General features: G+C 57.9%; 22 protein-coding genes. 12 read left to right on the top strand and 10 right to left on the bottom strand.

What is annotated here, in order from left to right; genetic code table 11:
- Positions 1 to 212 precede the first annotated feature (212 nt).
- The gene (locus FHW16_RS21340) at positions 213 to 1,346 is read right to left on the bottom strand and encodes a Gfo/Idh/MocA family protein (protein ID WP_182551297.1); all 1,134 of its coding nucleotides are present in this window, start codon (positions 1,344 to 1,346) and stop codon (positions 213 to 215) included.
- A gap of 159 nt (positions 1,347 to 1,505) precedes the next feature.
- Here FHW16_RS21340 and FHW16_RS21335 point away from each other — a divergent pair, with 159 nt between their 5' ends.
- From FHW16_RS21335 to iolB, 6 genes are all read left to right on the top strand, one after another.
- Entirely contained in the window at positions 1,506 to 2,348 is an 843-nt protein-coding gene (locus FHW16_RS21335; protein WP_182551296.1) for a MurR/RpiR family transcriptional regulator, read from the top strand.
- Between the two features lie 178 nt (positions 2,349 to 2,526).
- A complete protein-coding gene (locus tag FHW16_RS21330; protein WP_182551295.1) occupies positions 2,527 to 4,458 on the top strand; it encodes a bifunctional 5-dehydro-2-deoxygluconokinase/5-dehydro-2-deoxyphosphogluconate aldolase in 1,932 nt (643 codons plus the stop codon).
- A 24-nt stretch (positions 4,459 to 4,482) separates the two neighbouring features.
- Positions 4,483 to 6,333 (top strand): 3D-(3,5/4)-trihydroxycyclohexane-1,2-dione acylhydrolase (decyclizing), encoded by a 1,851-nt coding sequence (gene iolD / locus FHW16_RS21325; protein ID WP_182551294.1) that lies wholly within the window; start codon positions 4,483 to 4,485, stop codon positions 6,331 to 6,333.
- A gap of 48 nt (positions 6,334 to 6,381) precedes the next feature.
- Complete coding sequence (gene iolE / locus FHW16_RS21320; protein WP_182551293.1) at positions 6,382 to 7,266, top strand: myo-inosose-2 dehydratase; 885 nt, start codon at positions 6,382 to 6,384, stop codon at positions 7,264 to 7,266.
- A complete protein-coding gene (locus FHW16_RS21315; RefSeq protein WP_182551292.1) occupies positions 7,263 to 7,484 on the top strand; it encodes a DUF3329 domain-containing protein in 222 nt (73 codons plus the stop codon). The genes iolE and FHW16_RS21315 overlap by 4 nt, the downstream gene beginning before the upstream one ends.
- A gap of 4 nt (positions 7,485 to 7,488) precedes the next feature.
- On the top strand, positions 7,489 to 8,286 hold the full coding sequence (gene iolB / locus FHW16_RS21310) for a 5-deoxy-glucuronate isomerase (RefSeq protein ID WP_182551291.1): 798 nt from the start codon (positions 7,489 to 7,491) through the stop codon (positions 8,284 to 8,286).
- A 163-nt stretch (positions 8,287 to 8,449) separates the two neighbouring features.
- Here the strand turns inward: iolB and FHW16_RS21305 are convergent, their stop codons facing one another.
- The gene (locus FHW16_RS21305) at positions 8,450 to 9,091 is read right to left on the bottom strand and encodes an NrsF family protein (RefSeq protein ID WP_182551290.1); all 642 of its coding nucleotides are present in this window, start codon (positions 9,089 to 9,091) and stop codon (positions 8,450 to 8,452) included.
- Positions 9,078 to 9,635 (bottom strand): sigma-70 family RNA polymerase sigma factor, encoded by a 558-nt coding sequence (locus FHW16_RS21300; protein WP_182551289.1) that lies wholly within the window; start codon positions 9,633 to 9,635, stop codon positions 9,078 to 9,080. The genes FHW16_RS21305 and FHW16_RS21300 overlap by 14 nt, the downstream gene beginning before the upstream one ends.
- 207 nt (positions 9,636 to 9,842) lie before the next feature.
- Here FHW16_RS21300 and FHW16_RS21295 point away from each other — a divergent pair, with 207 nt between their 5' ends.
- The 4 genes from FHW16_RS21295 (at position 9,843) to FHW16_RS21280 (ending at position 12,687) form a co-directional block, all read left to right on the top strand.
- Positions 9,843 to 10,553 carry a DUF1223 domain-containing protein gene (locus FHW16_RS21295; RefSeq protein ID WP_182551288.1) on the top strand — a complete coding sequence of 237 codons (711 nt, stop codon included), beginning with the start codon at positions 9,843 to 9,845 and terminating at the stop codon, positions 10,551 to 10,553.
- Between the two features lie 143 nt (positions 10,554 to 10,696).
- Positions 10,697 to 10,987, top strand: a complete 291-nt coding sequence (locus FHW16_RS21290) for a pentapeptide MXKDX repeat protein (protein ID WP_182551287.1) — start codon at positions 10,697 to 10,699, stop codon at positions 10,985 to 10,987.
- Between the two features lie 69 nt (positions 10,988 to 11,056).
- Complete coding sequence (locus FHW16_RS21285) at positions 11,057 to 11,917, top strand: cytochrome b/b6 domain-containing protein (RefSeq protein WP_182551286.1); 861 nt, start codon at positions 11,057 to 11,059, stop codon at positions 11,915 to 11,917.
- On the top strand, positions 11,914 to 12,687 hold the full coding sequence (locus FHW16_RS21280; protein WP_182551285.1) for a molybdopterin-binding protein: 774 nt from the start codon (positions 11,914 to 11,916) through the stop codon (positions 12,685 to 12,687). Before FHW16_RS21285 ends, FHW16_RS21280 begins: the two co-directional genes overlap by 4 nt.
- Positions 12,688 to 12,717: 30 nt before the next feature.
- Here FHW16_RS21280 and FHW16_RS21275 read toward each other — a convergent pair whose 3' ends face one another.
- Positions 12,718 to 13,800 carry an AraC family transcriptional regulator gene (locus FHW16_RS21275; RefSeq protein WP_182551284.1) on the bottom strand — a complete coding sequence of 361 codons (1,083 nt, stop codon included), beginning with the start codon at positions 13,798 to 13,800 and terminating at the stop codon, positions 12,718 to 12,720.
- Positions 13,801 to 14,039: 239 nt separating this feature from the next.
- On the opposite strand from FHW16_RS21275, the gene FHW16_RS21270 reads away from it, so the two are divergent.
- A complete protein-coding gene (locus tag FHW16_RS21270) occupies positions 14,040 to 15,461 on the top strand; it encodes a coniferyl aldehyde dehydrogenase (RefSeq protein ID WP_182551283.1) in 1,422 nt (473 codons plus the stop codon).
- Between the two features lie 3 nt (positions 15,462 to 15,464).
- On the opposite strand, the gene FHW16_RS21265 is transcribed toward FHW16_RS21270, so the two are convergent.
- The 5 genes from FHW16_RS21265 to FHW16_RS21245 all read right to left on the bottom strand — a co-directional run bounded on the left by FHW16_RS21265 (position 15,465) and on the right by FHW16_RS21245 (position 21,228).
- Positions 15,465 to 16,634 carry an alanine racemase gene (locus tag FHW16_RS21265; RefSeq protein ID WP_182551282.1) on the bottom strand — a complete coding sequence of 390 codons (1,170 nt, stop codon included), beginning with the start codon at positions 16,632 to 16,634 and terminating at the stop codon, positions 15,465 to 15,467.
- Entirely contained in the window at positions 16,631 to 17,923 is a 1,293-nt protein-coding gene (locus tag FHW16_RS21260; RefSeq protein WP_210278220.1) for a D-arabinono-1,4-lactone oxidase, read from the bottom strand. Before FHW16_RS21260 ends, FHW16_RS21265 begins: the two co-directional genes overlap by 4 nt.
- 19 nt (positions 17,924 to 17,942) lie before the next feature.
- Entirely contained in the window at positions 17,943 to 19,133 is a 1,191-nt protein-coding gene (locus tag FHW16_RS21255) for an MFS transporter (RefSeq protein WP_182551281.1), read from the bottom strand.
- 102 nt (positions 19,134 to 19,235) lie between these two features.
- Complete coding sequence (locus FHW16_RS21250; protein WP_246711878.1) at positions 19,236 to 20,342, bottom strand: OmpP1/FadL family transporter; 1,107 nt, start codon at positions 20,340 to 20,342, stop codon at positions 19,236 to 19,238.
- A gap of 316 nt (positions 20,343 to 20,658) precedes the next feature.
- Positions 20,659 to 21,228 carry a cytochrome b gene (locus FHW16_RS21245; RefSeq protein WP_182551279.1) on the bottom strand — a complete coding sequence of 190 codons (570 nt, stop codon included), beginning with the start codon at positions 21,226 to 21,228 and terminating at the stop codon, positions 20,659 to 20,661.
- A 181-nt stretch (positions 21,229 to 21,409) separates the two neighbouring features.
- Here FHW16_RS21245 and FHW16_RS21240 point away from each other — a divergent pair, with 181 nt between their 5' ends.
- Entirely contained in the window at positions 21,410 to 23,014 is a 1,605-nt protein-coding gene (locus FHW16_RS21240; protein WP_182551278.1) for a GMC family oxidoreductase, read from the top strand.
- Between the two features lie 32 nt (positions 23,015 to 23,046).
- On the opposite strand, the gene FHW16_RS21235 is transcribed toward FHW16_RS21240, so the two are convergent.
- A complete protein-coding gene (locus FHW16_RS21235) occupies positions 23,047 to 24,585 on the bottom strand; it encodes an MFS transporter (protein WP_182551277.1) in 1,539 nt (512 codons plus the stop codon).
- Positions 24,586 to 24,691: the final 106 nt, after the last annotated feature.

Genomic DNA, 24,691 nt, shown 5'->3' with positions numbered 1-24,691 from the left:
CCGCTCTGCCGGTGCATGCACTAGCAGAGCGATTGTGCGTGGTTCGACAAGTTCACCATGAGGGAAAGTGGAGCTGCAAGGCTAATCGGAGATATTGCGCGATAGCTCGCTGCAATCTCGCTCTCCCTCTTGGAGAGCCAACCATTTCCCTCATGGTGAGCTTGTCGAACCACAAACCCGTAATCCGTTGGGTGAAGAGAGAAATCTCCCTCCTACCGCACATCCACCCAGCGTTGTTCATCGAATGACCGGGCCATGGCGTGGACAGTGCGCTCGATTTCCAATCCATCTTCAAATCCGATCAGATGCGCTTCCTGCCCATTGATGCGTTTGATCAGTTCATGGCACTCGATGATCTTGAGATCGTTGAAGCCGAGGCCGTGGCCGGGAGCTGGGATGAAACGGCCGTAGGGATCATGATGCGGCGCGGTCAGGATCGTCCGGTATCCCTGTTCCGTCGGACGGTCCGCCGTGACATAGAGCTGGAATTCATTGGCGCGTTCCTGATCAAACAGGATCGATCCTTTCGAACCGAAAATCTGCAGGGCAATGCGCCCCTTGCGGCCCCAGGCGGAACGGTTGACCTGCAGTGTGCCGGCGACGCCGTTTTCCATATGCAGGAGCACGCCAGCACTGTCATAGGTTTCAACGGCTTTCGTACCGCCGTCCTGGGTTTTGCGTTCGGCATAGGGTTTTGACATGTCACACATGACCCGGCTGACCCGGCCGAACAGCGCCCAGAGCAGCGACAGGGGGTGAACCGCAAAATCGTCAAGCGCGCCATAGCCGGATGTGGCCGCATGTTTCCAGTAGAACAACGCATCGGGATCGGCCATGAAATCCTCGTCCATCTCGATACGCAGATGGTTGACATCACCGATGATCTTTTCCGCCAGCAACTGACGGATATGGCGGATGGCAGGGCCCTGGATGTAGTTATATCCAAGCGCTGCGATCTTGCCGGATTGCTTCGCTGCCTCGGTCATTGCCTTTGCATCGTCGAATGACGGTGCCATGGGCTTTTCGCACCAGACGTGTTTACCGGCCTGAAGCGCGGCAAGCGCCATTTCCGGATGAAACTGGTTGGGTGTGGTTATGGATACGACATGGACGTCGGGGTCATTGATGACAGCGCGCCAGTCGCCCGACGCTTTGCCAAAGCCGAACTCAGCGGCGCGCTGGCCGGCAAGATCGGCATTGGCTTCGCCGAGGTGTACAAGCTGGACAGGAGGGACATCGCCGAAAACTGCGCGGACGGAATTCCAGGCCAAGGCATGGCATTTGCCCATGAACCCCGTTCCAATCAGCCCTATGCCCAGCGCGCGCGCATTCCCATGACCCGACATGTCTTCACTCCCACGACATTGAGGATGTCTGCATCTCTTGCAGATGTTGATTGAAGTAATCTATAACGAATGAAAATGGAATAACTGATCCGTTTTGTGTGTCGGAATATTTTGGTAGTCTCATCGCCGGGCGCACAAAACCAAGGGGAACGATTCGCAATGGGCAGCACCGTCAGCCAAGCATCTCTGCCGCAGGACTTCGATGCCTTGCGTGCGCTGATCCTCGACCGCCGTCAGCTCCTGCCCAAGCGGCTGGCCCAGATCGCAGCCTATGCCCTCGGCAATCCCGATGAGATCGCGTTTGGTACGGCGGCAAGCATCGCCCAGTCAGCCGGTGTGCAGCCCTCAACGCTCATTCGTTTTGCCCAGCATCTTGGTTTTGACGGGTTCACCAGCCTGCAATCGGTGTTCCGCGAGCGTCTTCGGGAACGGCAGGGCTCCTACGAGGAACGGCTTTCAAGCTTGCGCGGCGATACATCGGGCCTTTCCAAGAACCGCGTCATCCTCAACGGGTTTCTGACGGCGGCAAGCCAGTCCATTCAGACTATTTCCCGCAGTGTCGAAGATGATGTGCTGGAGCGTGCGGTGGAGGTTCTGGCGCAGGCGGAAACGATATACCTGATCGCCCGCCGCCGGTCCTATCCCATCTCCGCCTATATGGCCTACGCCTTCGGCAAGCTCAAAATCCGCAATCAGCTGATTGAATCCACCGCCGGTATCGATCCCGAAATTCTTTCCTTTGCCACCCCGCAGGATGCGGCCATTGCCATCAGCTTTTCGCCCTATGCCTCGGCGACTGTGGAGCACGCGGCGGCACTGGCTGCACGCAGTGTGCCTGTCGTTGCTATCACTGACAGCGCCTTTTCTCCGCTGGCGCAATCAGCCAGCGTCTGGTTTGAAGCAGCGGAAGGGGATTTCTCCGGGTTCCGGTCTCTATCCGGGACAATGGCACTTGCCATGGCATTGACTGTGAGCGTGGCGGAGCGGCGGCGCAGTCTTTAATGGTGAGCTTGTCGAACCACGAACCACTTACAAAGCCAACGCAATCGCGCAAATGAAATGCGAGAAACGCAAAAAGAATATACATTCCATATTGACGATTTGATAGAATTATTATTTCATATAGGAAAATTCCCCGCCTGTTTTCAGCGGGAGAGATCAGCATATCGGGAGGACCGTCATGAGCAGCGCTGCAACAGGCAAAAAGCTTGATGTCATTACAATTGGCCGCTCATCGGTTGATCTCTACGGCCAGCAGATCGGCTCGCGCCTCGAGGATATCGCATCCTTTGCCAAATCCGTCGGCGGCTGTCCGGCCAATATCGCCATCGGCACCGCCCGACTCGGATTGCGTTCGGCACTTCTGAGCCGTGTCGGCGACGAGCAGATGGGCCGTTTCATCCGCGAGCAGATGCTGCGTGAAGGTGTGGCTGTTGATGGTGTCATCACTGATGCGGAACGGCTTTCGGCGCTGGTTATTCTCTCGGTCGAGAACGACAAAAGCTTTCCCCTGATCTTCTACCGCGAGAACTGCGCCGACATGGCGCTCAACGAGGACGATGTTGATCCAGAGTTCATCCGCTCCGCCCGCGCCGTGGTGGTGACGGGTACGCATTTTTCCAAGCCCAATACCGATGCGGCGCAACGCAAGGCGATCCGTCTGATCAAGGAAGCGGGCGGCAAGGTGGTGTTCGACATCGACTATCGGCCAAACCTCTGGGGACTTGCCGGTCATGGGGCAGGCGACAGCCGGTATATCGCGTCCGATGCGGTATCGAGCCATTTGAAGACGGTACTGGCCGACTGTGACCTGATCGTCGGGACGGAAGAGGAAGTGCTGATTGCCTCGGGTGAAGCTGATCTTCTGGCAGCATTGAAGACAATCCGGGCGCTTTCAACCAGTGCCACCATTGTTCTCAAGCGCGGCCCGATGGGCTGTATCGTCTATGAAGGCGCCATATCGGACAATCTCGAAGACGGCATTGTCGGCAAGGGATTTCCCATCGAAGTGTTCAACGTGCTCGGCGCGGGTGATGCCTTCATGTCCGGTTTCCTGCGCGGTTGGCTTGGCGGCGAAAGCCTCGCCACGGCGGCGACCTGGGCCAATGCCTGCGGCGCCTTTGCGGTGTCGCGCCTCTTGTGCTCGCCGGAAATCCCGACATTCGAGGAGCTGCAGTTCTTCCTTGAGCATGGCAGTCCGCAGCATGCCCTGCGCAAGGATGAGGCGATCAATCATGTGCATTGGGCGACTACGCGCCGCCATGACATTCCATCGATGATGGCCTTTGCCATTGACCACCGCGTGCAGCTTGAAGAGCTTTCCCAGAAATTTGGCACGGATATCGGCCGTGTTCAGGCGTTCAAGGAACTGGCGGTCAAGGCAGCCGCCCGGGTCGCCGATGGCCGCAGCGGCTACGGTATGCTGCTCGATGAAAAATTCGGGCGCGAAGCAATGTTTGAATTTGCCCGGCACAACTTCGACTGGCTCGGCCGTCCGGTTGAACTGCCCGGCTCGCGTCCGCTGCGGTTCGAATTCTCGCAGGATATCGGTTCGCAGCTGGCCGAATGGCCGGTGGATCATTGCATCAAGTGCCTGTGTTTCTATCATCCGGATGATCCGGCGGAACTGAAGGCGGAACAACAGGCCAAGCTGCGTACCCTGTTCGAAGCGGCGCGCAAGGTTGGACGTGAACTGCTGATCGAGATCATTGCCGGAAAGCACGGGGTGCTCGACGACATGACCATTCCGCGGGCGTTGGAGGAACTTTATGCTCTTGGCATCAAGCCGGACTGGTGGAAGCTGGAGCCGCAGGCTTCCGCGGCCGCATGGAAGAAGATCGAGAGGGTGATCGAAAAGAACGATCCGTGGTGCCGGGGTATCGTCCTGCTTGGACTGGAGGCGCCGCAGGATGAACTGGAAGCGGCTTTTGCCGCGACCGCCAATGCACCTGTCGTCAAAGGCTTTGCAGTCGGGCGGACTATTTTCATGGATGCCGCCGAACAATGGCTGGCGGGAAAGATGTCCGATGAGGCCGCGATTGCCGATATGGCCGATCGTTTCGAAAAATTGACCAGAGCCTGGCTTGCCAGCCGCAAGCAAGAAGCGGCATAGCATCAGGGCCGGGAGGAGATTAACATGACCAAGACGATACGCCTGACGATGGCGCAGGCACTGACGCGTTTCCTTGCCAACCAGATGACAATGATCGATGGCCGGAAGGTGCCGGTTTTTGCCGGTGTGTGGGCGATTTTCGGTCACGGCAATGTGGCTGGTATCGGTGAGGCATTGTATCAGGTGCGCGATGAACTGCCGACCTACCGCGCCCACAATGAGCAGGCCATGGCGCATGCGGCCATCGCCTTCGCCAAGGCCAGTTTCCGCCGCCGCATGATGGCGGTGACAAGTTCCGTCGGGCCGGGCGCGACCAATATGGTGACCGCTGCAGCTCTTGCCCATGTCAACCGTCTGCCGCTGCTGCTTCTGCCCGGTGATGTCTTTGCCAACCGTATTCCCGATCCAGTTCTGCAGCAGGTGGAAAGCTTTGGCGACGGCACGGTTTCGGCCAACGATTGCTTTCGCCCTGTCTCGCGCTATTTCGACCGGATCACCCGGCCCGAACAGATCATACCGGCGCTCGCCCGCACCATGGCAGTGCTCACCGATCCGGCTGAATGCGGCCCGGTGACACTGGCTCTGTGCCAGGATGTTCAGGCGGAAGCCTATGACTATCCGGAAAGCTTCTTCGACGAGCGTGTGTGGTCAACGCGCCGCCCGCGTCCGGACCACGAAGAACTGGCTGCCGCAGCCGCATTGCTCAAATCGGCGAAAAAGCCGCTCGTCATTGCCGGTGGCGGTGTCATCTATTCGCAGGCATCGAACGAACTCAAAGCCTTCGTGGAAGCGGCGGGTATTCCCGTCTGTGAAACGCAGGGCGGCAAGTCTTCCCTGCCTGATAACCATCCCCTGAACATGGCCGCAATCGGCGTGACCGGTACATCAGCGGCTAACCGCCTGGCGGAAGAGGCGGATGTCATTCTGGCTGTCGGCACTCGGTTGCAGGATTTCACCACCGGTTCCTGGGCGCTATTCCGCAACGGAGACAAGAAGTTCATCGGTCTCAACGTGCAGGCTTTCGATGCGGGCAAGCACCGCGCGGCGGCTCTTGTGGCCGATGCGCGGGAAGGGCTGCTGGAACTGGCTGCCGCGACCGCCGGATACAAGGCACCTGTGAGCTGGACCGAAAATGCCAAACAGGGCAAGGCGGAGTGGCAGAAGGCTGCCGCCGAGGTCACCGGACCAACCAATGCGGTTCTGCCGTCGGATGCGCAGGTGATAGGTGCCGTGCAGCGGACTATGGGCAGTGAAGCGACAGTCCTGCATGCGGCGGGCGGATTGCCGGGTGAAATGCACAAGCTCTGGCAGGCGGGCGCACCAGGCTCCTACCATGCCGAATACGGGTTCTCCTGCATGGGCTACGAGATCGCGGGCGGCCTCGGTGCAAAAATGGCCAAGCCGGACGACGAGGTGGTCGTCATGATCGGTGACGGTTCTTATCTGATGCTGAATTCGGAGATCGCCACCTCGGTGATGCTGGGCCACAAGATCAATATCGTGCTGCTCGACAATCGCGGTTTTGGTTGCATCAACCGGCTGCAGATGGGCACGGGTGGTGCGAACTTCAACAATCTCTTGAAGGACAGCAAGCACGAGGTTCTGCCGGATGTGGATTTTGTCGGTCACGCAAAAAGCCTTGGTGCCATTTCTGAAAAGGTGGCCTCGATTGCGGAACTGGAAGCAGCACTTGCACGGGCCAAACATAACGACCGGACGACGGTTATTGTCATCGATACGGATCCGCTTGTTTCCACCGATGCCGGCGGCACGTGGTGGGATGTGGCGGTGCCGGAGGTGAGCCAGCGCCCGCAGGTCAATGCTGCGCGCAAGTCGTATGAAGAGAACCTGAAACTGCAGCGCGTCGGCGATTAACGTGATTTGTAGCTGAACCACGCACACAACAACCGAAGGAAGACAAGAATGATCCGTATCGGGGCGAACCCAATCGGCTGGTCCAATGATGACATGCTCGAAATCGGTGGAGACATCCCGCTGGAAACCTGTCTGGAACAGGCGAAGGCGGCCGGGTTCACCGGCATGGAGCTGGGCAACAAGTTTCCGCGCACGGCGGAAAAATTGCGTCCGATCCTCGATGCTTTCGGCCATAATCTCGTCAGCGGCTGGTACTCGACCGAACTTCTCGTGCGCGACGTGGATGCCGAACTGAAGGCTGTTGTCGGTCATGCCACACTGCTGAAAGACATGGGCTGCACGGTTCTGATCGCTGCCGAGACGTCCAACGCCATTCATTCCAACAAAGACCTGCCGCTTTCCGCACGGCCTGTTCTGGAAAAGTCCGCGTGGACGCAGTTCGGCGAACGCTATACGGCGTTTGCTGAGGCGATCAAGCAGACCTATGGCCTGCAGGTCGTCTATCACCATCATATGGGCACCGTGGTGCAGACCGAGGCCGAAATTGACCGGTTCATGGAAGTGACGGGCGATGCGGTCCATCTCCTGCTCGACACCGGTCACGCCACATGGGGCGGCGGTGATCCGGCACGTCTCGCCCGTCATTACAAGGCGCGCATCAGCCATGTGCATTGCAAGGATATCCGCGAGGCCGTGATGTGGCAGTCCAACCGCGAAGACTGGTCGTTCCTGGATTCCGTCCTTGCCGGTGTTTACACGGTTCCCGGCGACGGCATGATCGACTATGTTCGCGTTCTCAAGGAACTCAAAGGCTATAGCGGCTGGGTGGTTGTCGAGGCAGAGCAGGATCCTGAGAAGGCTGATCCAGCCGTCTATTCCAAGCTCGGCCATGCCAATCTCAGCCGCTTCATCAAAGAGGCAGGATTGGTTTGACCAGCGATTCCAAGCATCCGTTTTTTCGTCCCCTGTGGCGGCGCGTCGCCGTGGTGGTCTTTTGCTTTGCATGGGCCATTTTCGAGTTCGTCACGGGTACACCGTTCTGGGGGACGATAGCGCTTGGTTTCGCCGGCTACGGCATCTGGCAGTTTTTCATAGCCTTTGACGCATCCGAGCCGGTCAAACCGGCGGATGCGGATGAAAAAGAGGAATAGAACCATGTCGAAATTGTTGCTCAAGGCGAAAGCCGGGACGGGCCATGTAGCGCACGTCACACCGGAAAGCGCAGGCTGGACCTATGTCGGGTTCGATCTGCATCGCGCCACGGCGGGGCAAACCATTGCGGGCCGCAGTGGCGACAAGGAAGTCTGCCTCGTGTTCGTCACGGGCAAGGGATTTACGCAGGTGAATGGCCACGATCTCGGCTTACTGGGTGAGCGTATGTCGCCATTCGAGGGCAAGCCGTGGTCGGTATATATGCCTGCCAATTGCGACTGGTCAGTGGTTGCCGATACCGCGCTGGAACTTGCTGTCTGTTCCGCGCCAAGCTTCGGCGGCGACTTGCCGGTGCGTGTGATTGCACCTGACGATCTCGGTCAGGAAACACGCGGCAAGGGCACAAATACACGGTATGTCACCAACATTCTGCCGGAAGGTGAACCGGCGGATTCATTGCTGGTCGTCGAAGTGATCACACCGGGCGGTCACACGTCCAGCTATCCGCCGCACAAGCACGATCAGGACAATCTTCCAGCGGAATCCTATCTCGAAGAGACATACTATCACCGTCTCAATCCGCCGCAGGGTTTTGCCTTCCAGCGGGTCTATACGGATGACCGGTCACTGGACGAGGCGATGGCGATCGAGGATGGCGATGTGGTCATGGTGCCCAAGGGGTATCATCCCTGTGCTGCCTGTCATGGCTATGATCTCTATTATCTCAATGTCATGGCCGGCCCCAAGCGCACATGGAAATTCCACAATGCACCCGAGCATGAATGGCTGATGAAAAGCTGATTGCAGGTAGATAAATGGTTCGTGGTTCGACAAGCTCACCATGAGGGAGAGTGGTGCTGAGGAGCCAATCGGAAAAATTGCAGGTATAGTTCCCTGCAATCTTCGCTCTTCCTCATGGTGAGCTTGTCGAACCACTCACTGTCAGTCCTGCAGTGGCTTCGATCTACCACCGCAGGACGAACCGACCGGCAATCGCGCCGATCAATCCGGATGAAATCACCCCCAGCGTGTACCAGATGGCGATGAATGGCATGGCGCTTTCATCGCAGTGGAACGAGTAGATAAGTGCCGCAATCGATCCTGCCGCAAGGCCTGCGGCGGTTCCGGCAACGGTTGGCCGCGTCGGTGCCAGACCGCGCAGTACCCAGAATGCACCGAACAGCAATGGCAGTGACAGCACGACGATATTGAAGGTGCACACGGTAATCGTGTGGCCCTTCATCATGTGGGCGTAATGGTCACGCGGCGACATGGCAAGCTGCGCAAAAGCAAGTGCGCAGATGAGGGCGATGGCGGCTGCCATGACGACAAGACTGATACGGATGCTGCCAAGCGGGTAGGCAATGCGCTTGACTGCCCAGGCGCCGCCCATGGCCAGCACAAGCGTGTAGGCAAACTTCACCCAGAATGCCATGGTGCCGGCGGCAGTCATCAGATCCGGGCGCATGCCAAGCCAGGACCACATGAGAACAGCTGAGGCGACGGAACTGATGCCGAGGCCAATGCCGACTCGCCGCAGCACGGCCCGCCGCGATACCGGCTTCAATTCGCTGGCGAGACGCTCGATCAGATCATTTGTCGTCATCGGCTGTCTGTCCTCTCAACTTCGCGGCTATGGCCTTCAGTCCTCTGTGAATGCTGACTTTTACAAGCGATTCCGAAAGGCCCGTGCTTTGAGCAACTTCGGCAATCGATTGTCCTTCGATCTTCGTCCGGTAAATCAGGTCCCGTGATTTTTCCGGTATGGTCTGCAATAGGCGATCCACATCCATGCGGTCCGCCGCGGCGTCTGCATTGTCCTGCGTGAGCAGGTCTTCCGCATCATCCAGCGGCACTGTCGCCCGGATACGGTTGCGCCGGAAATGGTCGATCAGCTTGTAGCGCGCAATGGCATGCAGCCATGCGGTAAACGGCCTATCAGGCTCATAGGTCTGCCGCCGGGTATGCAGGGCGAGCAGCGTTTCCTGCACCAGATCATCCGCGTCGCCGCGATGGGCATCGGCGAGACGCCGCAGAAAGTATCCGCGCAAAAGCTTGGCCACTTCATCCAGCAACACACGATAGCTCTGCGCGTCGCCCGCAAGGCTTGCGAGCATCAGTTCCTTCAAACGCGCTTCGACCGAATGCACCCTGGTTCATTCCTTTATTCGCAGCGGCGGCGAAAAGGTTACAGATGCACGGATCATATCGACAGGTGCGGCTGCATGCCAGTGGCCGACAGTCGAACTTTCCGATCACCAATCCGTGATCGATGTAACCAAATTCCACTGCCCGACGAATTGCCTGAAGTGACCGGTGAATATTCCGGTTCACGCCATGAAAATCAGGAGGCCGTTATGGGGTCGCGCAGAAATATCGGATATGTGTGCACAGCGATAATTGCGGGTTTGCTTGGCTTCGGCGCCAGCACAGCCTTCGCAGGCAGTGCCAAGCCATTGACGGTCGTTGAACTCTTCACAAGTCAGGGCTGTTCTTCCTGCCCGCCTGCCAATGCCAATCTGATCGAAATCAGCAAGCGGCCGGATGTTCTCGCCCTGAGTTTTGGCGTGACCTATTGGGACCGGCTCGGCTGGAAGGACATATTTGCGACGCCGGAATATACGGATAGGCAGATCACCTATGAAACCCCGCTCGGCCGCGACGGACCATTTACACCGCAGGTGGTTGTCAATGGCCGTGCCGATGTCGTCGGCAACCGGATCGGCGAGATCGACAATCTGATCGCCACGGCGACAAAGCTCGATCCGTTGCCCCTGACGATCAACGGTAACTCCCTCGCCATCGGTGCGGGCAAGGCGCCGGCGCATGGCGCCGATATCTGGCTGGTGACTTATGACGACAAGACCGTCAATGTTCCCGTCAGCCGGGGCGAAAATACCGGCCATACGCTGCCGCACAAGAATGTGGTTCACAGCCTTTCCAACCTTGGGAGCTGGGACGGCAAGGCGGTGACCCTCGACATTTCTTCAGCCAAACCGGGCCTTCGCACGGCGGTCCTGATCCAGGCCCCGCACGGCGGGCCGATTCTGGCCGCCGCTACCAATTAGTTCCGCAACGCGGACAGAAGAATTCCTGGCATGAAAAGCTGTGAGACACGCAGCGCGATGCCCAGGAAAGTGTGGATGACCATGTGGCCATCCGAAACTCAATGGCACGCAGATACGTGTCTTATTCAAACGAGGAAACTACCATGAACATTCTTGCACGCCGTATCGCCCTGTCGGCTTTCGTCCTCGCATCCGGTTTTGCCGGTATCAACAGCGCTCTTGCAGAAGATGCCATGAAGGCAGACCCTATGAAGACGGAAAGCATGAAGGCTGACTGCATGAAAAAAGCCGGCATGGAAAAAGACTCCATGAAGAAGGATGCCATGACCAAGGAATGCGACAAGCAAGCCATGGCCAAGGATGCGATGAAGCCCGATGCCATGAAAAAAGATGCGATGAAGCCAGCCGACGCCATGGCGCCAAAGAAGAACTAGAATCCTTCCGGTGCCGTCTCACTGATGGAGCGGCACCGGATCATTGCCTCGATAGCCAAGGAAACAATCATGACAAGCGTGACTGATCATGAACCGGCACGGCCAAAGAAAATTCTGTTCTATCGCCATTCGTTTGCCGTGCGTCTGACCCATTGGCTCAATGTCCTGTGCCTCAGTTTTCTCCTGATGAGCGGCTTGCAGATTTTCAATGCGCATCCCGATCTTTACTGGGGGCAGTATGGCGCCGACGCGGATCACTCCTTCATCTCGATCGGTGCTGTCAGCGATGGCGATACGATCAAAGGCATTACGCGTGTGGGCTCGATCTCGATCCCGACGACAGGCGTTCTCGGCGCGTCGACGGTCGATGGTGAACTGACGCCGCGCGCCTTTCCAAGCTGGACCACGATTCCAAGCTACCAGGATCTGGCATCGGGGCGGCGCTGGCATTTCTTTTTTGCCTGGTTCTTTGTCATCAACGGGTTCGTTTATCTGCTCTATGGGCTGATTGCCGGACATTTCCGCCGGGATATCGTGCCGACCAAGGATCAGTTGACGCCGCAGCATCTGGCGCATGAAATTGGCGAACATGCCCGCCTGCGCTTTCCCAAGGGCGAAGAGGCGCGGCGCTACAACAGCCTGCAGAAGCTCACCTACATGGCTGTCATCTTCATCCTTCTGCCGCTGATGGTTCTGACCGGTCTCACCATGTCGCCGGGTTTCAATTCCATCTTCCCGTGGCTGCTCGATGTTTTTGGCGGGCGCCAGTCCGCGCGCACCATTCACTTCATCACTGCATCGCTGCTTGTCGCCTTTGTCGTCGTGCATCTGGTGATGGTGCTGGTCTCAGGCGTCTGGAACAATCTGCGGTCGATGATAACAGGTTATTACGGCCTGACTGTCGATACCGACAAGGAAGCAGCCAAATGAAATTCGAACTCACACGCCGCCGTTTTCTCATCGGCTCCAGTGTTGCTGCGACAGGGCTTTTGACCGGGTGCGATGCGCTGGTGGAAAATGCCAGCGTCAACGATATCCTGCAAAAGGCCGAAGCCTTGACCATGGGCTCCCAGCGTCTCCTGCAGGCACACGAACCATTGGCTCGCGAATTCACCGAGGCGGACCTGTCGCCCACATTCAAGGCCAACGGCACGCAGATGCCTGACAGTGAAGACTATGCCAGGTTGATGGAGGGCAGCTTTGCCGACTGGCGGCTTGTGGTCAACGGCATGGTCCGCACCCCTCTCAGCCTGTCGCTGGCCGATCTGAAGGCGATGCCATCGCGCACCCAGATTACTCGGCATGATTGTGTCGAGGGATGGAGCGCGATCGGCAAATGGACCGGCGTTCCCCTCGGCCTTGTATTGCAGAAGGCGGGCCTTGCCCCCGGCGCGCGCTATGCCGTGTTTTACTGTGCCGACGAGTACGAGAAATCACTGGATGGCAGCGGTCAGTATTACGAGAGCATCGATCTTGTCGATGCCTATCACCCGCAAACCATCCTGTCCTACAGCATGAACGGCAAAGACCTTGAGGTTGCCCACGGCGCGCCCCTACGTCTGCGGGTTGAGCGGCAGCTGGGTTACAAGCATGCCAAATATCTCATGCGCATTGAGCTGGTGGACAGCTTCAAGGGCGTGTGGGGCGGAAAGGGCGGTTTCTGGGAAGACCGCGGCTATGAATGGTATGCAGGAATCTGAGCATGGCGTTTGACTGCAGTCAGACGCGGATCAATAACTGTCGCTGGTGATGCGAAGAACACTCAGAGGTAATGCGGGTTCCACTCCTTTTGACGGACCAGTCCTGTATTCCATAGGCGTCATATCGGTCCATCGGCGGAAGGCGTGACGGAAGTTCGAAGCGTCACTGTAGTCGAGACGACTGGCAATTTCGTCCATCGTCAGTTCGGTTTCGCGCAGATATTTCTTGGCAAGCCCCAGCCGGGTTTCGTCGAGCAGGGATTGGTAGGAGGTGCCTTCGCTGGTCAGCTTGCGCCGGAGGGTTCGCGCGCTGATACCCAGCTGCTCGCAGGCGAGATCGATAGCCGGGAAGCGCCCGGCACTTTGCACGAAGAGTTGGCGCAGGCGGCCCGCCACGCCCGCCGATGACGCCATGCGATCGACCATTTCGTCACATAACTGGCGGACCATGGAAAACGTCATCTCATGGGCCCGCCTCGGCGTTTTTTCCAGCCACGCCACATCGACAAGCAGTTCATTGACGGGCTGATCGTACTGGATCGAGCAGTTGAAAACCCGCTCATAGACAGTAGGGTCCACGGGTTTGGGGCAGCTTAACCGGATGGCTGCAGGACTGAAATCGGGATCGGCAATATCCTTGGCAAAGGAGATTATGGTTCCCAGGACATGTTCGACCTTGAAGAGATAGAGCTTGGGATCGGTCGTTCTGTTCACATCAGGCTCGGTTGACCATATGCCGTGTCTGCTCGTTTCCCGGAACGTCTGCTTGCCCATTGGTACCGTGAGGGCGTGGTATTTTTCGGCAAAATGGCAGGCGCTCCGGCATGTGGCGCTGCTCAGGAGCGCAAAGCCGTAAATCCCGTACATGGTAATCTGCATGCTCAGGCCGAGCCGCAACCCGACATGGGGGTCGTCCGACAGGGTGAACGCGTTGCGGATGGCCGTCAGCATCTGGTTGATGGAGATCAGCGTATCGGGGGATGAAAGCTCCTTTTCATCCAGACCCGTTCGTTGCAATACAAGCGCTGCGGGAATGCCATCACCGGTCAAAAGGTCAACCAGCGCCAGCAATTCTGACGCTGCGTGGATCCTATCGCTGGCGCTGTGGATCAAATCCCGATTCCTCCCCGGATTTATTGGGGAAAATTAGCACGGAGATATCCCCACGGAAACGTATTGTTTTGCTGGCTGGCCGTTATTCACCGGCCATTGACCGTCGCGAACCTTGAAGCCTGGGAATGTCTCCGGCAATGATCGCTTTGATCACGCGCAGGCGGTTTCGTTGAAAGTGCTGACGGGAAACATGACATCCGTGATAGAACACAAGGCGGAGAAGACCGGAGGAAAACACCATGGACATGAATGCCACACCTGCTGATGCATTGGTGCCCATCCTCAGCCGTCTGCGGGCCTCGTGGCTGGCGCATCGCCCTGATTACGCCCAGCGCCAGGACGATCTCAAGCGCCTGCGTGCGGCGCTGAAGGACCGGCTGGAACCCATGGTCAAGGCGATCAGTGCCGATTTCGGCCATCGATCGCGTCACGAAAGCATGCTTGGCGAAGGCATGACTGTCTTTGGCGAGATTGACCACATGCTCTCGCATCTCAAATCCTGGATGACGCCGCAGCGCCGTTCCGCCGGCTGGCGCATGTGGCCTGCCAAAGCGGAAGTACGGTACGTTCCGCTTGGCGTGGTGGGTGTCATTGCTCCCTGGAACTATCCGGTCAATCTGGCTTTGACGCCGCTTGCCACAGCTATCGCTGCGGGCAACCACGTTTTCCTGAAGCCTTCCGAACATACACCGCGCACCAGTGAATTCCTGCGGGAGTTGCTTGCCGATGTCTTTCCGGACGACCGGGTTGCCGTGGCGCTCGGCGGGGCTGATGTGGGCGGTGCGTTTGCCGGCCTGCCCTTTGATCATCTGCTGTTCACCGGCTCCACGGCTGTCGGCCGCAAGGTCATGGCGTCAGCGGCACCGAACCTCACACCCGTGACCTTGGAACTTGGGGGGAAATCGCCCGTATTCATTGGTGAGGAAGCGCCCTTTGCCAAGGCTGTGACGCGCATCGTTACCGGCAAGCTCTACAATGCGGGCCAGACCTGCATCGCACCGGATTATGCGCTGATTCCCTTGGCGCGGCGCGATGAATTTGTCGAGGCCGTGCGCGCGGAGGTCAAATCCCGCTACGCGCAGCTCGATGCCAATCCTGACTATACCCATATCGTCAATGAGGGGCAGTATCGCCGCCTGCGGGGCCTGCTTGATGACGCGCGGCAGCGCGGGCTTGATGTGGTGACGCTGGTCGAGCCGAAAGATGCAGCGCGGGCGGAAGCCGAGCGCCTTCTGCCGCCGACGCTGGTGCTGGATCCGGGCGACGACAGCAAGATCATGCAGGAGGAAATCTTCGGGCCGATCCTGCCGATCAAGACCTATCGCGACGCCGATGAAGCCATTGGCTATATCAACGGACATGACCGGCCGCTGGCGTTCTACTGCTTCAGCAATGACAAGGCGGAAACGGAAAAAATGCTGTCGAATATCGTGGCTGGCGGGGTCTGTATAAATGAGACCTTGTTCCACAATGTCTGCAATGACCTGCCGTTCGGCGGCGTTGGCGCCAGCGGCATGGGCCATTACCACGGTCACGAGGGCTTTCTGACGTTCAGCAAGATCATGCCTGTACTGCATCAGGCGAAAATGCCGCTGACCGATCGGGTAAAACCGCCTTACAAGGGATTGGCGAACACGGTGGTCAAGCTTTTCGCACGCTGAAAATCAAGAAAATGGCAGTGTCTGCCAGCGGTCGATGATCCTGCCTTTGGCATAGACCGCGATTGTACTGAACTGCTGCAGCACGAACTCGCTTTGTGTCGGCCGCAGGAAGGCAAAATCATCCGGTTTGATCGTGGCGCTGGCAGGCAGGCGCATGAATTGCTGATTGGTTGAAAACCCCATGGTTTTGTCGGGCTTCATGCCGAAAGGATAGACGGGCTTTGCCATCCACTTGCCGCCGTAGAGAAAGCAGCCACGCTTGGGAAACAGGCCGAGCTTCTGCATGATCCACGTCCTGTCATCAAGCCCCGGCACCAATGGGTCGACCACCTTCAAGACCGGTGCCGCGATGAAAATGGCGGGTGCCAGTTTGTTAAGGCTGGGTACATCGAAGTCAGTCGGCAGAACGAAGGCGGAGCCCATGGAAACATCGTTGGCGGCTATTGCAGAATCATAGAGCAGGGCGGTTGAACTGCCGCCGAGATTGAGGATCGAGCGCTGATCCGGACCAAGGCAGGCGGCGAATTGTTCAAACAGTGCCTTCGTCTTGGCCAATGCTTTCTTTGGACCGCCAAAGAGACCGGGAATATGATTGATATGGGCCTCGTAAGCCATGAGGCCCTGACAGTGCAGCCGGGGATGGCTTTTAAGCAATTGCAGTGCCTGGGTCAGTGCAGCACCGTCGCGATATCCCCCACGGTGCAGGCCGACATCCACCTCGAAGCAGAAACGCAGGTCGGTGCCAAGCTCATCGGCGAGGGCACCGTAGGCGGCCAGCCGCTCATCCGTGTCGACCAACCATGAAATCCGCTGGGTTGCGTCTTTCACACCATCAAGAATTCCGCCTTTTTTCAGGGCATGGCGCGCGCCGGCGACGGGCATCGGCTTGCCAAGAATCGCGGTGGCATCCGGAAACCCGTCGAGAACCGCTGCCGTCACAGGCAGATGGAATGTCATGAACCGGCGGTCAGGGAACGTTTTGCCGATATGGGCCAGCAATGACAGGCAGGGCAAGGATTTGTCGACAAGCCGCAGGGTCAGGTTCGGCGCCAGACCACGCTTGATCGCTGCGATATTCTGATCCAGCCGATCCAGATCGAGCACAAGGCTCGGCTGATGGATATCCGCCTGCTGAAGCGCTTTCGAGATCGCGGTGAAATAAGGAACGCTCACAGATCAATTCCCAGAAGATCGGCCAGATAGGGCGAAACAAAACGGTTGCCGGGATCCATGTCCCGGCGGACCGCCATGGCGTCAGCCCAGCGCGGGTAAAGGGCGCTTAGTTCCTTCGCCTTGAGGTTGTGCATCTTGCCCCAATGCGGGCGGCCGCCATGGGCGCGGAAGATGGTTTCCGCTGCCTTGAAATAGGGCTGGGGATCCTCGCGCGCATCGTGGTGGATGGCGATCGAACAGCTGGCACGCTTGTAGAACGGGCTGAGCCAGATGTTATCGGGCGCAACGACACGCACCTCGATAGGGAAATAGACGTGCGGGAATTTCTCCTCCAGCAAACGGATGATCTGGTGCAGCACCGCCGCACCTTCTTCGAACGGCAGGTGATATTCCATCTCGTTGAATTTCACATTGCGCTCGGAGGCGTAGACATTGAGCCATTCGCCCACATAATCCTCCTTGGGCAGGCGGGCGATGGCGCTGCCGATCAGCTTGCGGCGCAGCCACGGGAAGCGCTGGAGACAGGTGCGCAATTTTCTCAATGTGCCGAGTGCGTCATCGTCTTCCGTTGGCGGCCGGGTACCTGCGGGTGCTTCGGTTATATCGCTGGCCAGAAACAGCGCCTGCCCGGAAAACGGGATATAGTAGAATTCTGCCGAACGGTGGGCGGCCATGCGTTTGTCGAACTGGTCCAGCACGTCCTTGACCGGCTCGGCCCAGCGGCGGCGGCGCAGGCGATAGTTTGCCATATTCTGGATCGTCACTTCCGTGATGGCGCCGAACGCGCCAAGGGATGCCCCCATCGCATCCATCGCATCGGAATCCGTGGCACGGTCAAACTCGCGGATCTTGCCTTGCCCGTCGACAATCTGCATCGCGGTCAACTGGGTATGATAGGCACCAAGCGTAACGCCGGAGCCATGGGTGGCTGTCCCGAGCCCGCCGCCGAACGCCTGCTTGTCGATGTCACCCATGTTGGGCAATGCTTGGTTAATATCATACAGCAGTCTGGTGAGCGCGCCGATCTTGGTGCCGGCACCTATGCGGGCCTGCAGCTTGTCACTGTCATGCGAAACGATCCCGCTGAAGTAATCAAGCGAGAGTATGGTTCCCTGACTTTTCACCAATGGTGTGAAGGAATGACCCGTGCCCGCGATGCGGATCGGCCCGGGTGCTGATTTGATGGTGGTGCTCAACTGATCCAGGTGCTTGGGATGCGATATCAATTGCGGTTGCGCGGTGACGGAACCCGACCAGTTTTGCCAGTCATTGCCAATTGCGATGTTCATGAACTGTGAGCCCCTTCAATCAAACGGTGATGGCGCGGCGGCGCGAGAACAGAAGAAATGTGCCGAACAGGGCGAGGCTGCACAGCAGCGCACCCATACCGAACACAGGCACAATGCCGACGTCATCGTTTGTTATGAACAGTGACGCCGCGATCGGTCCCATGGCTGCGCCCAGAATCTGGGCAGCGGGAACAAGAAGAGCCGAGCTGCGTGAGGAGTCCGCTGCAACGGCCAAACCGATATGATAGGGGGCAATGAACATCCACACGAACGTGATTGCCAGAACAGCAATCCAGAACATCTGCAGGGACGGGTTGGCAGCAAGGATAGCCGCCGCACTCATGGCAACGAGAGAGCAGGCAACAATTGCCAGCCGGTAATCGAGACGCCGATCGATCCAGGTTGCGCAAAGCACACCTAGGACCTGGAATGCCAGTCCAGTGGATACCAGCAATCCTACGGATCGAGCTTCGATGCCGTAACGTGCACCCAATGGCTCGAGGAAGGCCCATAGAGCGCCGATGAACAGCCAAAAAGTAAAGAGCGCGAGCAGTGCCAATATGGCGCGCACGGTCAGGACGCCATCCATATTGCTGGGCTGTTTGGGCAGGTCCCCATATTCGGATGGAACAAAATAGGCAACGATCAAAGACAGAGCAAAGACGGCGGCGAGCACATGAAAACCACCACTGGAACCCATTGCCGGTACCACCCAAAGCGCAAGCAGTGCGGCAAGGAGACATTGCGCCAGGGTCTGCAACAAGATGAAGAAGCCGCCCAGACGCTCGGCATGGTGAGAACGGGCAATCAGTTCGATCGAGATGGCCACGGTGCCGCCTTCGAGAAGGCCGGCAACAGAGCGAAGGATCAGGAGCTCGTTCGGTGTCGTGGCATAGGAAACAGCATAATTAAGCACCGCCAGTGCAGCCAGAAGCACAGCCGATTTTGTGCGCAGGTGCCGCGTTGAAAGCAGCATTCCGGCTATGACCGAACCCAGCGCGATTGTAATGAATTCAGCCGTGGCGATCATGGCGAGTTCGTCGAAATTGACGCGTTTTTCGGAATAGAGAGCACCGAGGAGAATGGGCTGCAGTCCGAGGATCTGCAATCCTGCCGATCCGATCCACAAGGCGGCCCATTGCTGCACACGGGTGGGGTTTCCGACAAGCCAGTCAGAATGTTGGGACGACGAGGACTGGGCAGGTGCCATGTTATGGCTTCCCTTCATAGTGAGATGGATGATCGCGGCCGATCGGGTATCCGGATACTGTTTGCAAAAGAACCGCGTCTTGGCTGGGTCTATGGAAACAGCTTACCACTTAACCGCGTAGCCAAGGTTCCCCGCAATGGCCCAACCGGCGTCAAATGCCGCGTTGTTTGGGCCATATTTGGTTTCTTCGACTGCAGCCATGTAGCTCACGCCGAGGCCGCCCCGCAGTTCACCGCCGATCTTGTCTTTCCATGAGGCGCCAACTGCGAGCGTCCACGTTTCTCCCGTGGTGTCCCAGCCAGTGGCGACACCCTGATCCCAACTCAAGCTCACGCTGCCTGCGATATCTTTGGTAAATTCGTGGGCGATCCCGCCGGTAATGGTCCAACCGTCGCGCCAATTATACTGGTCGACCGTGCCACCAGCGTCCGAAGTGACGATCAGCGATTTCGTGACGCTCCAGTCGGTCCACTGTACCGCACCGAAGGCCAGCCAGCCGGGGGCAATGCCGCTTTGCAATGCCAGTTCGATGTTCTGGGGCAGATTGCCGTAACCCTTGGCTGCAAAATCAACCTTGGGTAGGGGAACACCAACGAGTTCGCCCGGCACAGACAGGGTACCATCAGCGCCATAGGACGTTGCCGAGCGGTATTTCAGCTGGGCGCGGAAGGCAATGTCGGGAATATCGTAGGCGACGCCCAGCCGATAGCCGGTATCCTGCCCGCCAAGATTGAGATTGATACCGCCGAAATCCTCTCGCTCATAGTCGAGCTGCTCGAGAAACATGCCGCCAATAAGATAGAAGTTGCCCTTGCCCGCCGAGAATTTCACAGCGCAGGTCGCGCCGAATTCATCGATGTGGAATTTTTCCATCAGTTTGCCGTCATAGGTCGGCGCATCGTACTTTTTGCTGCCGCCATAGGGCTGGGTGTAGGTGCCGGCGCAACTGACGCTGTCGGTCAGTTTCAGCTTCACGGCAAAGGATGGAATGACGTAGGTTTCATAAGGGTCCTTGCCGACCAGATCCGGATTGCCGTTCTTTGAATATTTCTGGCTGGGGCGCACGAATGTCACGCCGGACCGCATGTTGAAGTTGCCGTCTTCATAAAGGATTTCCGTGTCGGCGCTGCCGCGGGCGAACCCGCCGGCCTGTGCGGATGTCGCGGCGCCGGCGACCAGTGCGGTCAAAAGCAAAGTCTTGAGATTCATCTGATGCATACGCTCCCCATCATAGCTGCATGTATGATCCTGAGGACGCTGCCGGATACCGTAGTGTCTCCGCCGTGCCGCACGGGTGCGGACGAGGCATACGGTTTTGGTCACGCAATCATCAACCTCTGGTGCAGGACACGCCCTCACGGTCTGCCAAGCGGGTTGTTGTGATCACGCGTCAGCGCCATCAAACAATCATGGTCAGCCTAGAGTGCCGAATTGTATGCCGGCTTCAAAGGTTTGCTGCGGTCAGGGGAAGGTTAATTCCGGCCAAAACTGTTGATCACTTCAAAAAAGTGCGTTGAATCCGGCCCTAACGCCTTTTCGCGGGGCGCATGCGGACAAGAACATGGTCATTCAGGACATAATGATGAATGAGCGCTGCAATGGCGTGTAGCGCCGCCACCACAATGATTGTCCAGCCAACCAGATTGTGCAGTTCGCCGAAGGTGGAACGCAAAGCCGGATCAACGGTGAAGAGGTGCGGAATCGGAAACAGCCCAAAAAACTCGAATGGCTCGCCCTGTGCCCAGCGGAACAGGAATCCCAGTATGACCTGCAGGCAGAGCAGGACATAGAGTGCCACATGGACGAGCCTTGCGGCGATTTCCTGCAGCCCGGTGGTTGCCGGAGGAAGATCCCCTCTACGGACGGTTCTCCAGATGACGCGCAGAATGATGGTGACCGCCAGCAATATACCAAGGGAAATATGGACCGATTGCAGATCCTTGCGCAGCCATGTGCCTCGTTCCAGCTGTTTCCAGATTTCCGCGCTGCCGAAGAGGGCAATCACCAGAAGTGCGGTTAACCAGTGGAATGCGATCGTTGCATGATCATAGTGCAAACGTGCTGCTGGAGTGATGCTTGTATCGGGATTGGCCATCGCGCGGAAACTCCATTATCGGTACAGCCGCATGAACAGCCGAAGTCACTGTATTATTCGGGTGAATAAAGAAAATATTACGGCGGGCATTGTCGTCATCCCCTTGGCCGCTTGTTGTGTTTCGGCCGGGGAAATGACTTGATGCAGCAAAGGCACTGAATGCAGCTTTGGGAGGAGCGCCATGGTGGGGACTGTCGATTATATCGTCGTGGGCGCCGGACCTGCTGGCTGTGCGGTGGCGTCGCGGCTCGCCCGGGCACCCGGAAGCGGCAGCGTGGCCCTGTTCGAGACGGGACCAAGGCAGGCGCCGCACCTTTCCAACATACCGCTTGGACTTGCGGCATTGGTGCCACTGAAGAGCCGGTTCAACTATGGATACCAGACCACTCCGCAAGCGGCCCTGAACGGGCGACGCGGATATCAGCCGCGCGGACGCGGCGTTGGCGGAAGCAGCCTCATCAACGCGATGATCTATATTCGGGGACAGCCGGAAGATTATGACGGCTGGGCGGAGCTTGGCTGCAAGGGGTGGAGCTGGCAGGACGTTCTGCCCTACTTCAAACGCTCGGAGGACAATGTTCGCGGCAAAGATGCATGGCACGGTGCAGGCGGTCCGCTGCGTGTCAGCGAATTGTCCAACGACAGTCCGGCAACTGCCGCATTCGTTGAAGCAGCTGTGCAGGCAGGCTACCCCTACAACGCGGATTTCAACGGTGAAAGCCAGGAGGGCGTCGGCCCATATCAGGTGTTCCAGAAGGATGGTGCACGATACAACGCCGGACGGGCCTATCTCGATGCAAGGCCCGCCATGACCAATCTGCAGGTATTGGCTGGTCAGCAGGTCCGCCGCATCGTGTTCGATGGACGCCGTGCAATCGGTGTGGCTTTCGGTCCGCCGAACCGTGAAGAGATGATGTATGCCAAACGTGAGATCATTATTTCCGGCGGGGCATTCGGTTCACCGCAATTGCTCATGGTGTCAGGCATTGGCCCCGAGGATCAGTTGCGTCAGCATGGTATCAATGTCATCTCGCACGCGCCCGATGTGGGTGCCAATCTTCAGGATCATCTCGATTACATCCATAATATGTGGTCGAAGGCTCCAGGTCTGTTCGGTATGACCCTTCCGGTTCTCCTGCGCGGCGCCAGCTCTTTCCCGGCATACCTTTCCAGGGGGAAAGGGATGTTGACCACCAATGCTGCCGAAGCCGGGGGTTTCATCCGCAGTTCACCGGAGATCGAGCGGCCGGATCTGCAGCTGCATTTCTGTATTGGATTTGTCGATGACCATAATCGTAAGCTGCATCTTGGCACAGGAATGGCATTGCATGTCTGCATTCTCCGGCCGAAAAGCCGGGGCAGTGTACGCCTTGCCAGCCGGGATATTGCAGACGCACCGCTGATCGATCCGAATTTTCTCTCGCATCCGGATGATCTGCGCACGCTGGTGCGTGGTGCGCAACTGACACAAAAGATACTGGCCGCACCCGCGCTTGCTGCCATGAATGGCCGGGCGCTTTATGGCACCGGTGATGAAGACGAAGAGGGGCTGGTCGCGCTGATCCGGCAGCATTCGGATACGATCTATCATCCCGTTGGAACATGCCGCATGGGAGCGGACAGCCGCTCGGTGGTGGATCCTGAACTCAGGGTGCGCGGGGTCGAGGGTCTGCGTGTGGCGGATGCATCGATCATGCCGAATCTTATCAGCGGCAACACGCAGGCTCCATCGGCGATGATTGGCGAAAAGGCCGCTGATCTCATTCTGGCCAAAGGATTGGGGTGAGAGAGTCTGTCTTCCCGCTCACCCTTCATGGCCTAGGCGGTGGCCTCGCTCAGGCGTTTGCCGGGGCCAAAGATGATGAAGCTGACCAGCGCCAGAACCCAAACGCCGATGCCGCCGTAAAGCATGATGAGACCAAAGCCATTGATCAACGCCGCATGGACAATCTTTCCCGACGCGTCCAGCATTGCCAGCTCCGGAAAACTTTGCGGAAGGCTTGCAAAATTCCCCGCAGCAATTTTTTCAGCCAGCGGACGCAGACGGGATGGATCGAATGATCCGGCAAACGCGCTCTTCAGATAGGACAGGGTGCCCTCCAGCAGGATAAAGCCCATCAGGGCTATGTTGATTGCCAGAGTGATCAGCCGTGCGCTCATGTCGATACCGGACGCCATACCGGCACGCGCACTGGAAACCGAACCTGTGGTCGTGTTGGTGACGGGTGTATTGGTCAAGCCAAGCCCCATTCCGGCCAACAGGCTGCCGGGAAGCATGGTGAGCCAACTCGCATGTTCAGCACCGCTGCCAAACCACATCAGCATGAAGCCAAGGCCGATGGCGAACAGACCCAGCGGAATGATGATGCCCGGGCGATACCGCAGCGACAACCGCTCCGCCAAGGGCGGAATAGCCAGTGTGGGGAGCGTATAGGCCAGCAGGGCGAGGCCCGCCGTGACGATGTCGTAACCGAGACCACTCTGGAAATAGATCGGCAGATAGATCATCAGCGGCCAAAAACTGAAATTCATGCCGATAGAGCCGAAGATGGCTCCGGAAAAGTTGCGGATCCGGAAGACGGAGAAATCGAACATGGGGTGCGGGCTGAACTTCTCCGCCAACAGAAACATGATGAAGCTTACGACAGAAGCTCCAATGATGGCGAGGCCTGCCGTACTGGTGAAGCCAAGATCAGGCCCCTGCGTGATAAAGTAGGTCAGGCCGAAGACCGCCAGCGACAGGGTTGCAATCCCGAGAACATCCAATTTCCTGGCTTCAGGGTCACTGGATTCCTCAACGCTGCTGAACACGAGAATGAGGGTCAGGATGGTGAGCGGTACGTGCACCAGAAAGACCCATTCCCAGCTCGTGAGGGCGACGATGATGCCGCCGATGATCGGTCCGAATCCAAGGCCGATGCCGAAAACAATACCCCATATCCCAAAAGCCTTGCTGCGCTCGCGCCCGGCCTGGAACTGGTGGGAAAGAATGGCGATCTGGCAGATCAGCATTGCACCGGCCGCAGCACCCTGGAGAAACCGGCTGATGATAAGAATTGCTGCATCCTGTGCCAGTCCGCAGATGAAGGACGTGATGGCAAACAGCACAAGGCTGATAATGAAGATGCGCTTGCGCCCGTAGCGATCGGCCAGCGTTCCGACAGCCATAAGCACTGTCGTGCAGGCAATGGTATAGGCGTTCATGATCCATTGCATGTCTTTGAGCGTGCCATGCAGTACCTTTTCAAGTGTGGGCAGAATGACGGGTACGCTCGAAATTTCGAGGCCAAACATCAGGGATGACAGGCAAATGGCGGCCAGAGCCACCATGTTCCTGCCGGAGTGGGAGAGACTCATGAAATGTTCTTTCCTAAGTTGGACTTGGCAACAGGATCCAGCCTCCCCGGAACATGTCTGTTGCCGGAGAGCTTTGGACCAGGTCAGGACGAGAATGTGCCCGAGC

Origin of the sequence: Phyllobacterium myrsinacearum (assembly GCF_014138285.1) — a bacterium.
Lineage (GTDB): Bacteria > Pseudomonadota > Alphaproteobacteria > Rhizobiales > Rhizobiaceae > Phyllobacterium > Phyllobacterium myrsinacearum_A.
The sequence above is the reverse complement of the archived record's forward strand: the minus strand, read 5'-3'. Positions and strand labels throughout refer to the sequence as shown.

Coding starts and splice junctions, on each gene's coding strand:
- FHW16_RS21330 (WP_182551295.1), top strand. CDS start 2,527: ATGAGCAGCGCTGCAACAGGCAAAAAGCTTGATGTCATTACAATTGGC.
- FHW16_RS21340 (WP_182551297.1), bottom strand. CDS start 1,346: ATGTCGGGTCATGGGAATGCGCGCGCGCTGGGCATAGGGCTGATTGGA.
- iolD (WP_182551294.1), top strand. CDS start 4,483: ATGACCAAGACGATACGCCTGACGATGGCGCAGGCACTGACGCGTTTC.
- FHW16_RS21295 (WP_182551288.1), top strand. CDS start 9,843: ATGGGGTCGCGCAGAAATATCGGATATGTGTGCACAGCGATAATTGCG.
- FHW16_RS21235 (WP_182551277.1), bottom strand. CDS start 24,585: ATGAGTCTCTCCCACTCCGGCAGGAACATGGTGGCTCTGGCCGCCATT.
- FHW16_RS21240 (WP_182551278.1), top strand. CDS start 21,410: ATGGTGGGGACTGTCGATTATATCGTCGTGGGCGCCGGACCTGCTGGC.
- FHW16_RS21335 (WP_182551296.1), top strand. CDS start 1,506: ATGGGCAGCACCGTCAGCCAAGCATCTCTGCCGCAGGACTTCGATGCC.
- FHW16_RS21260 (WP_210278220.1), bottom strand. CDS start 17,923: ATGAACATCGCAATTGGCAATGACTGGCAAAACTGGTCGGGTTCCGTC.
- FHW16_RS21290 (WP_182551287.1), top strand. CDS start 10,697: ATGAACATTCTTGCACGCCGTATCGCCCTGTCGGCTTTCGTCCTCGCA.
- FHW16_RS21305 (WP_182551290.1), bottom strand. CDS start 9,091: ATGACGACAAATGATCTGATCGAGCGTCTCGCCAGCGAATTGAAGCCG.
- FHW16_RS21245 (WP_182551279.1), bottom strand. CDS start 21,228: ATGGCCAATCCCGATACAAGCATCACTCCAGCAGCACGTTTGCACTAT.
- iolB (WP_182551291.1), top strand. CDS start 7,489: ATGTCGAAATTGTTGCTCAAGGCGAAAGCCGGGACGGGCCATGTAGCG.
- iolE (WP_182551293.1), top strand. CDS start 6,382: ATGATCCGTATCGGGGCGAACCCAATCGGCTGGTCCAATGATGACATG.
- FHW16_RS21285 (WP_182551286.1), top strand. CDS start 11,057: ATGACAAGCGTGACTGATCATGAACCGGCACGGCCAAAGAAAATTCTG.
- FHW16_RS21270 (WP_182551283.1), top strand. CDS start 14,040: ATGGACATGAATGCCACACCTGCTGATGCATTGGTGCCCATCCTCAGC.
- FHW16_RS21280 (WP_182551285.1), top strand. CDS start 11,914: ATGAAATTCGAACTCACACGCCGCCGTTTTCTCATCGGCTCCAGTGTT.
- FHW16_RS21250 (WP_246711878.1), bottom strand. CDS start 20,342: ATGAATCTCAAGACTTTGCTTTTGACCGCACTGGTCGCCGGCGCCGCG.
- FHW16_RS21255 (WP_182551281.1), bottom strand. CDS start 19,133: ATGGCACCTGCCCAGTCCTCGTCGTCCCAACATTCTGACTGGCTTGTC.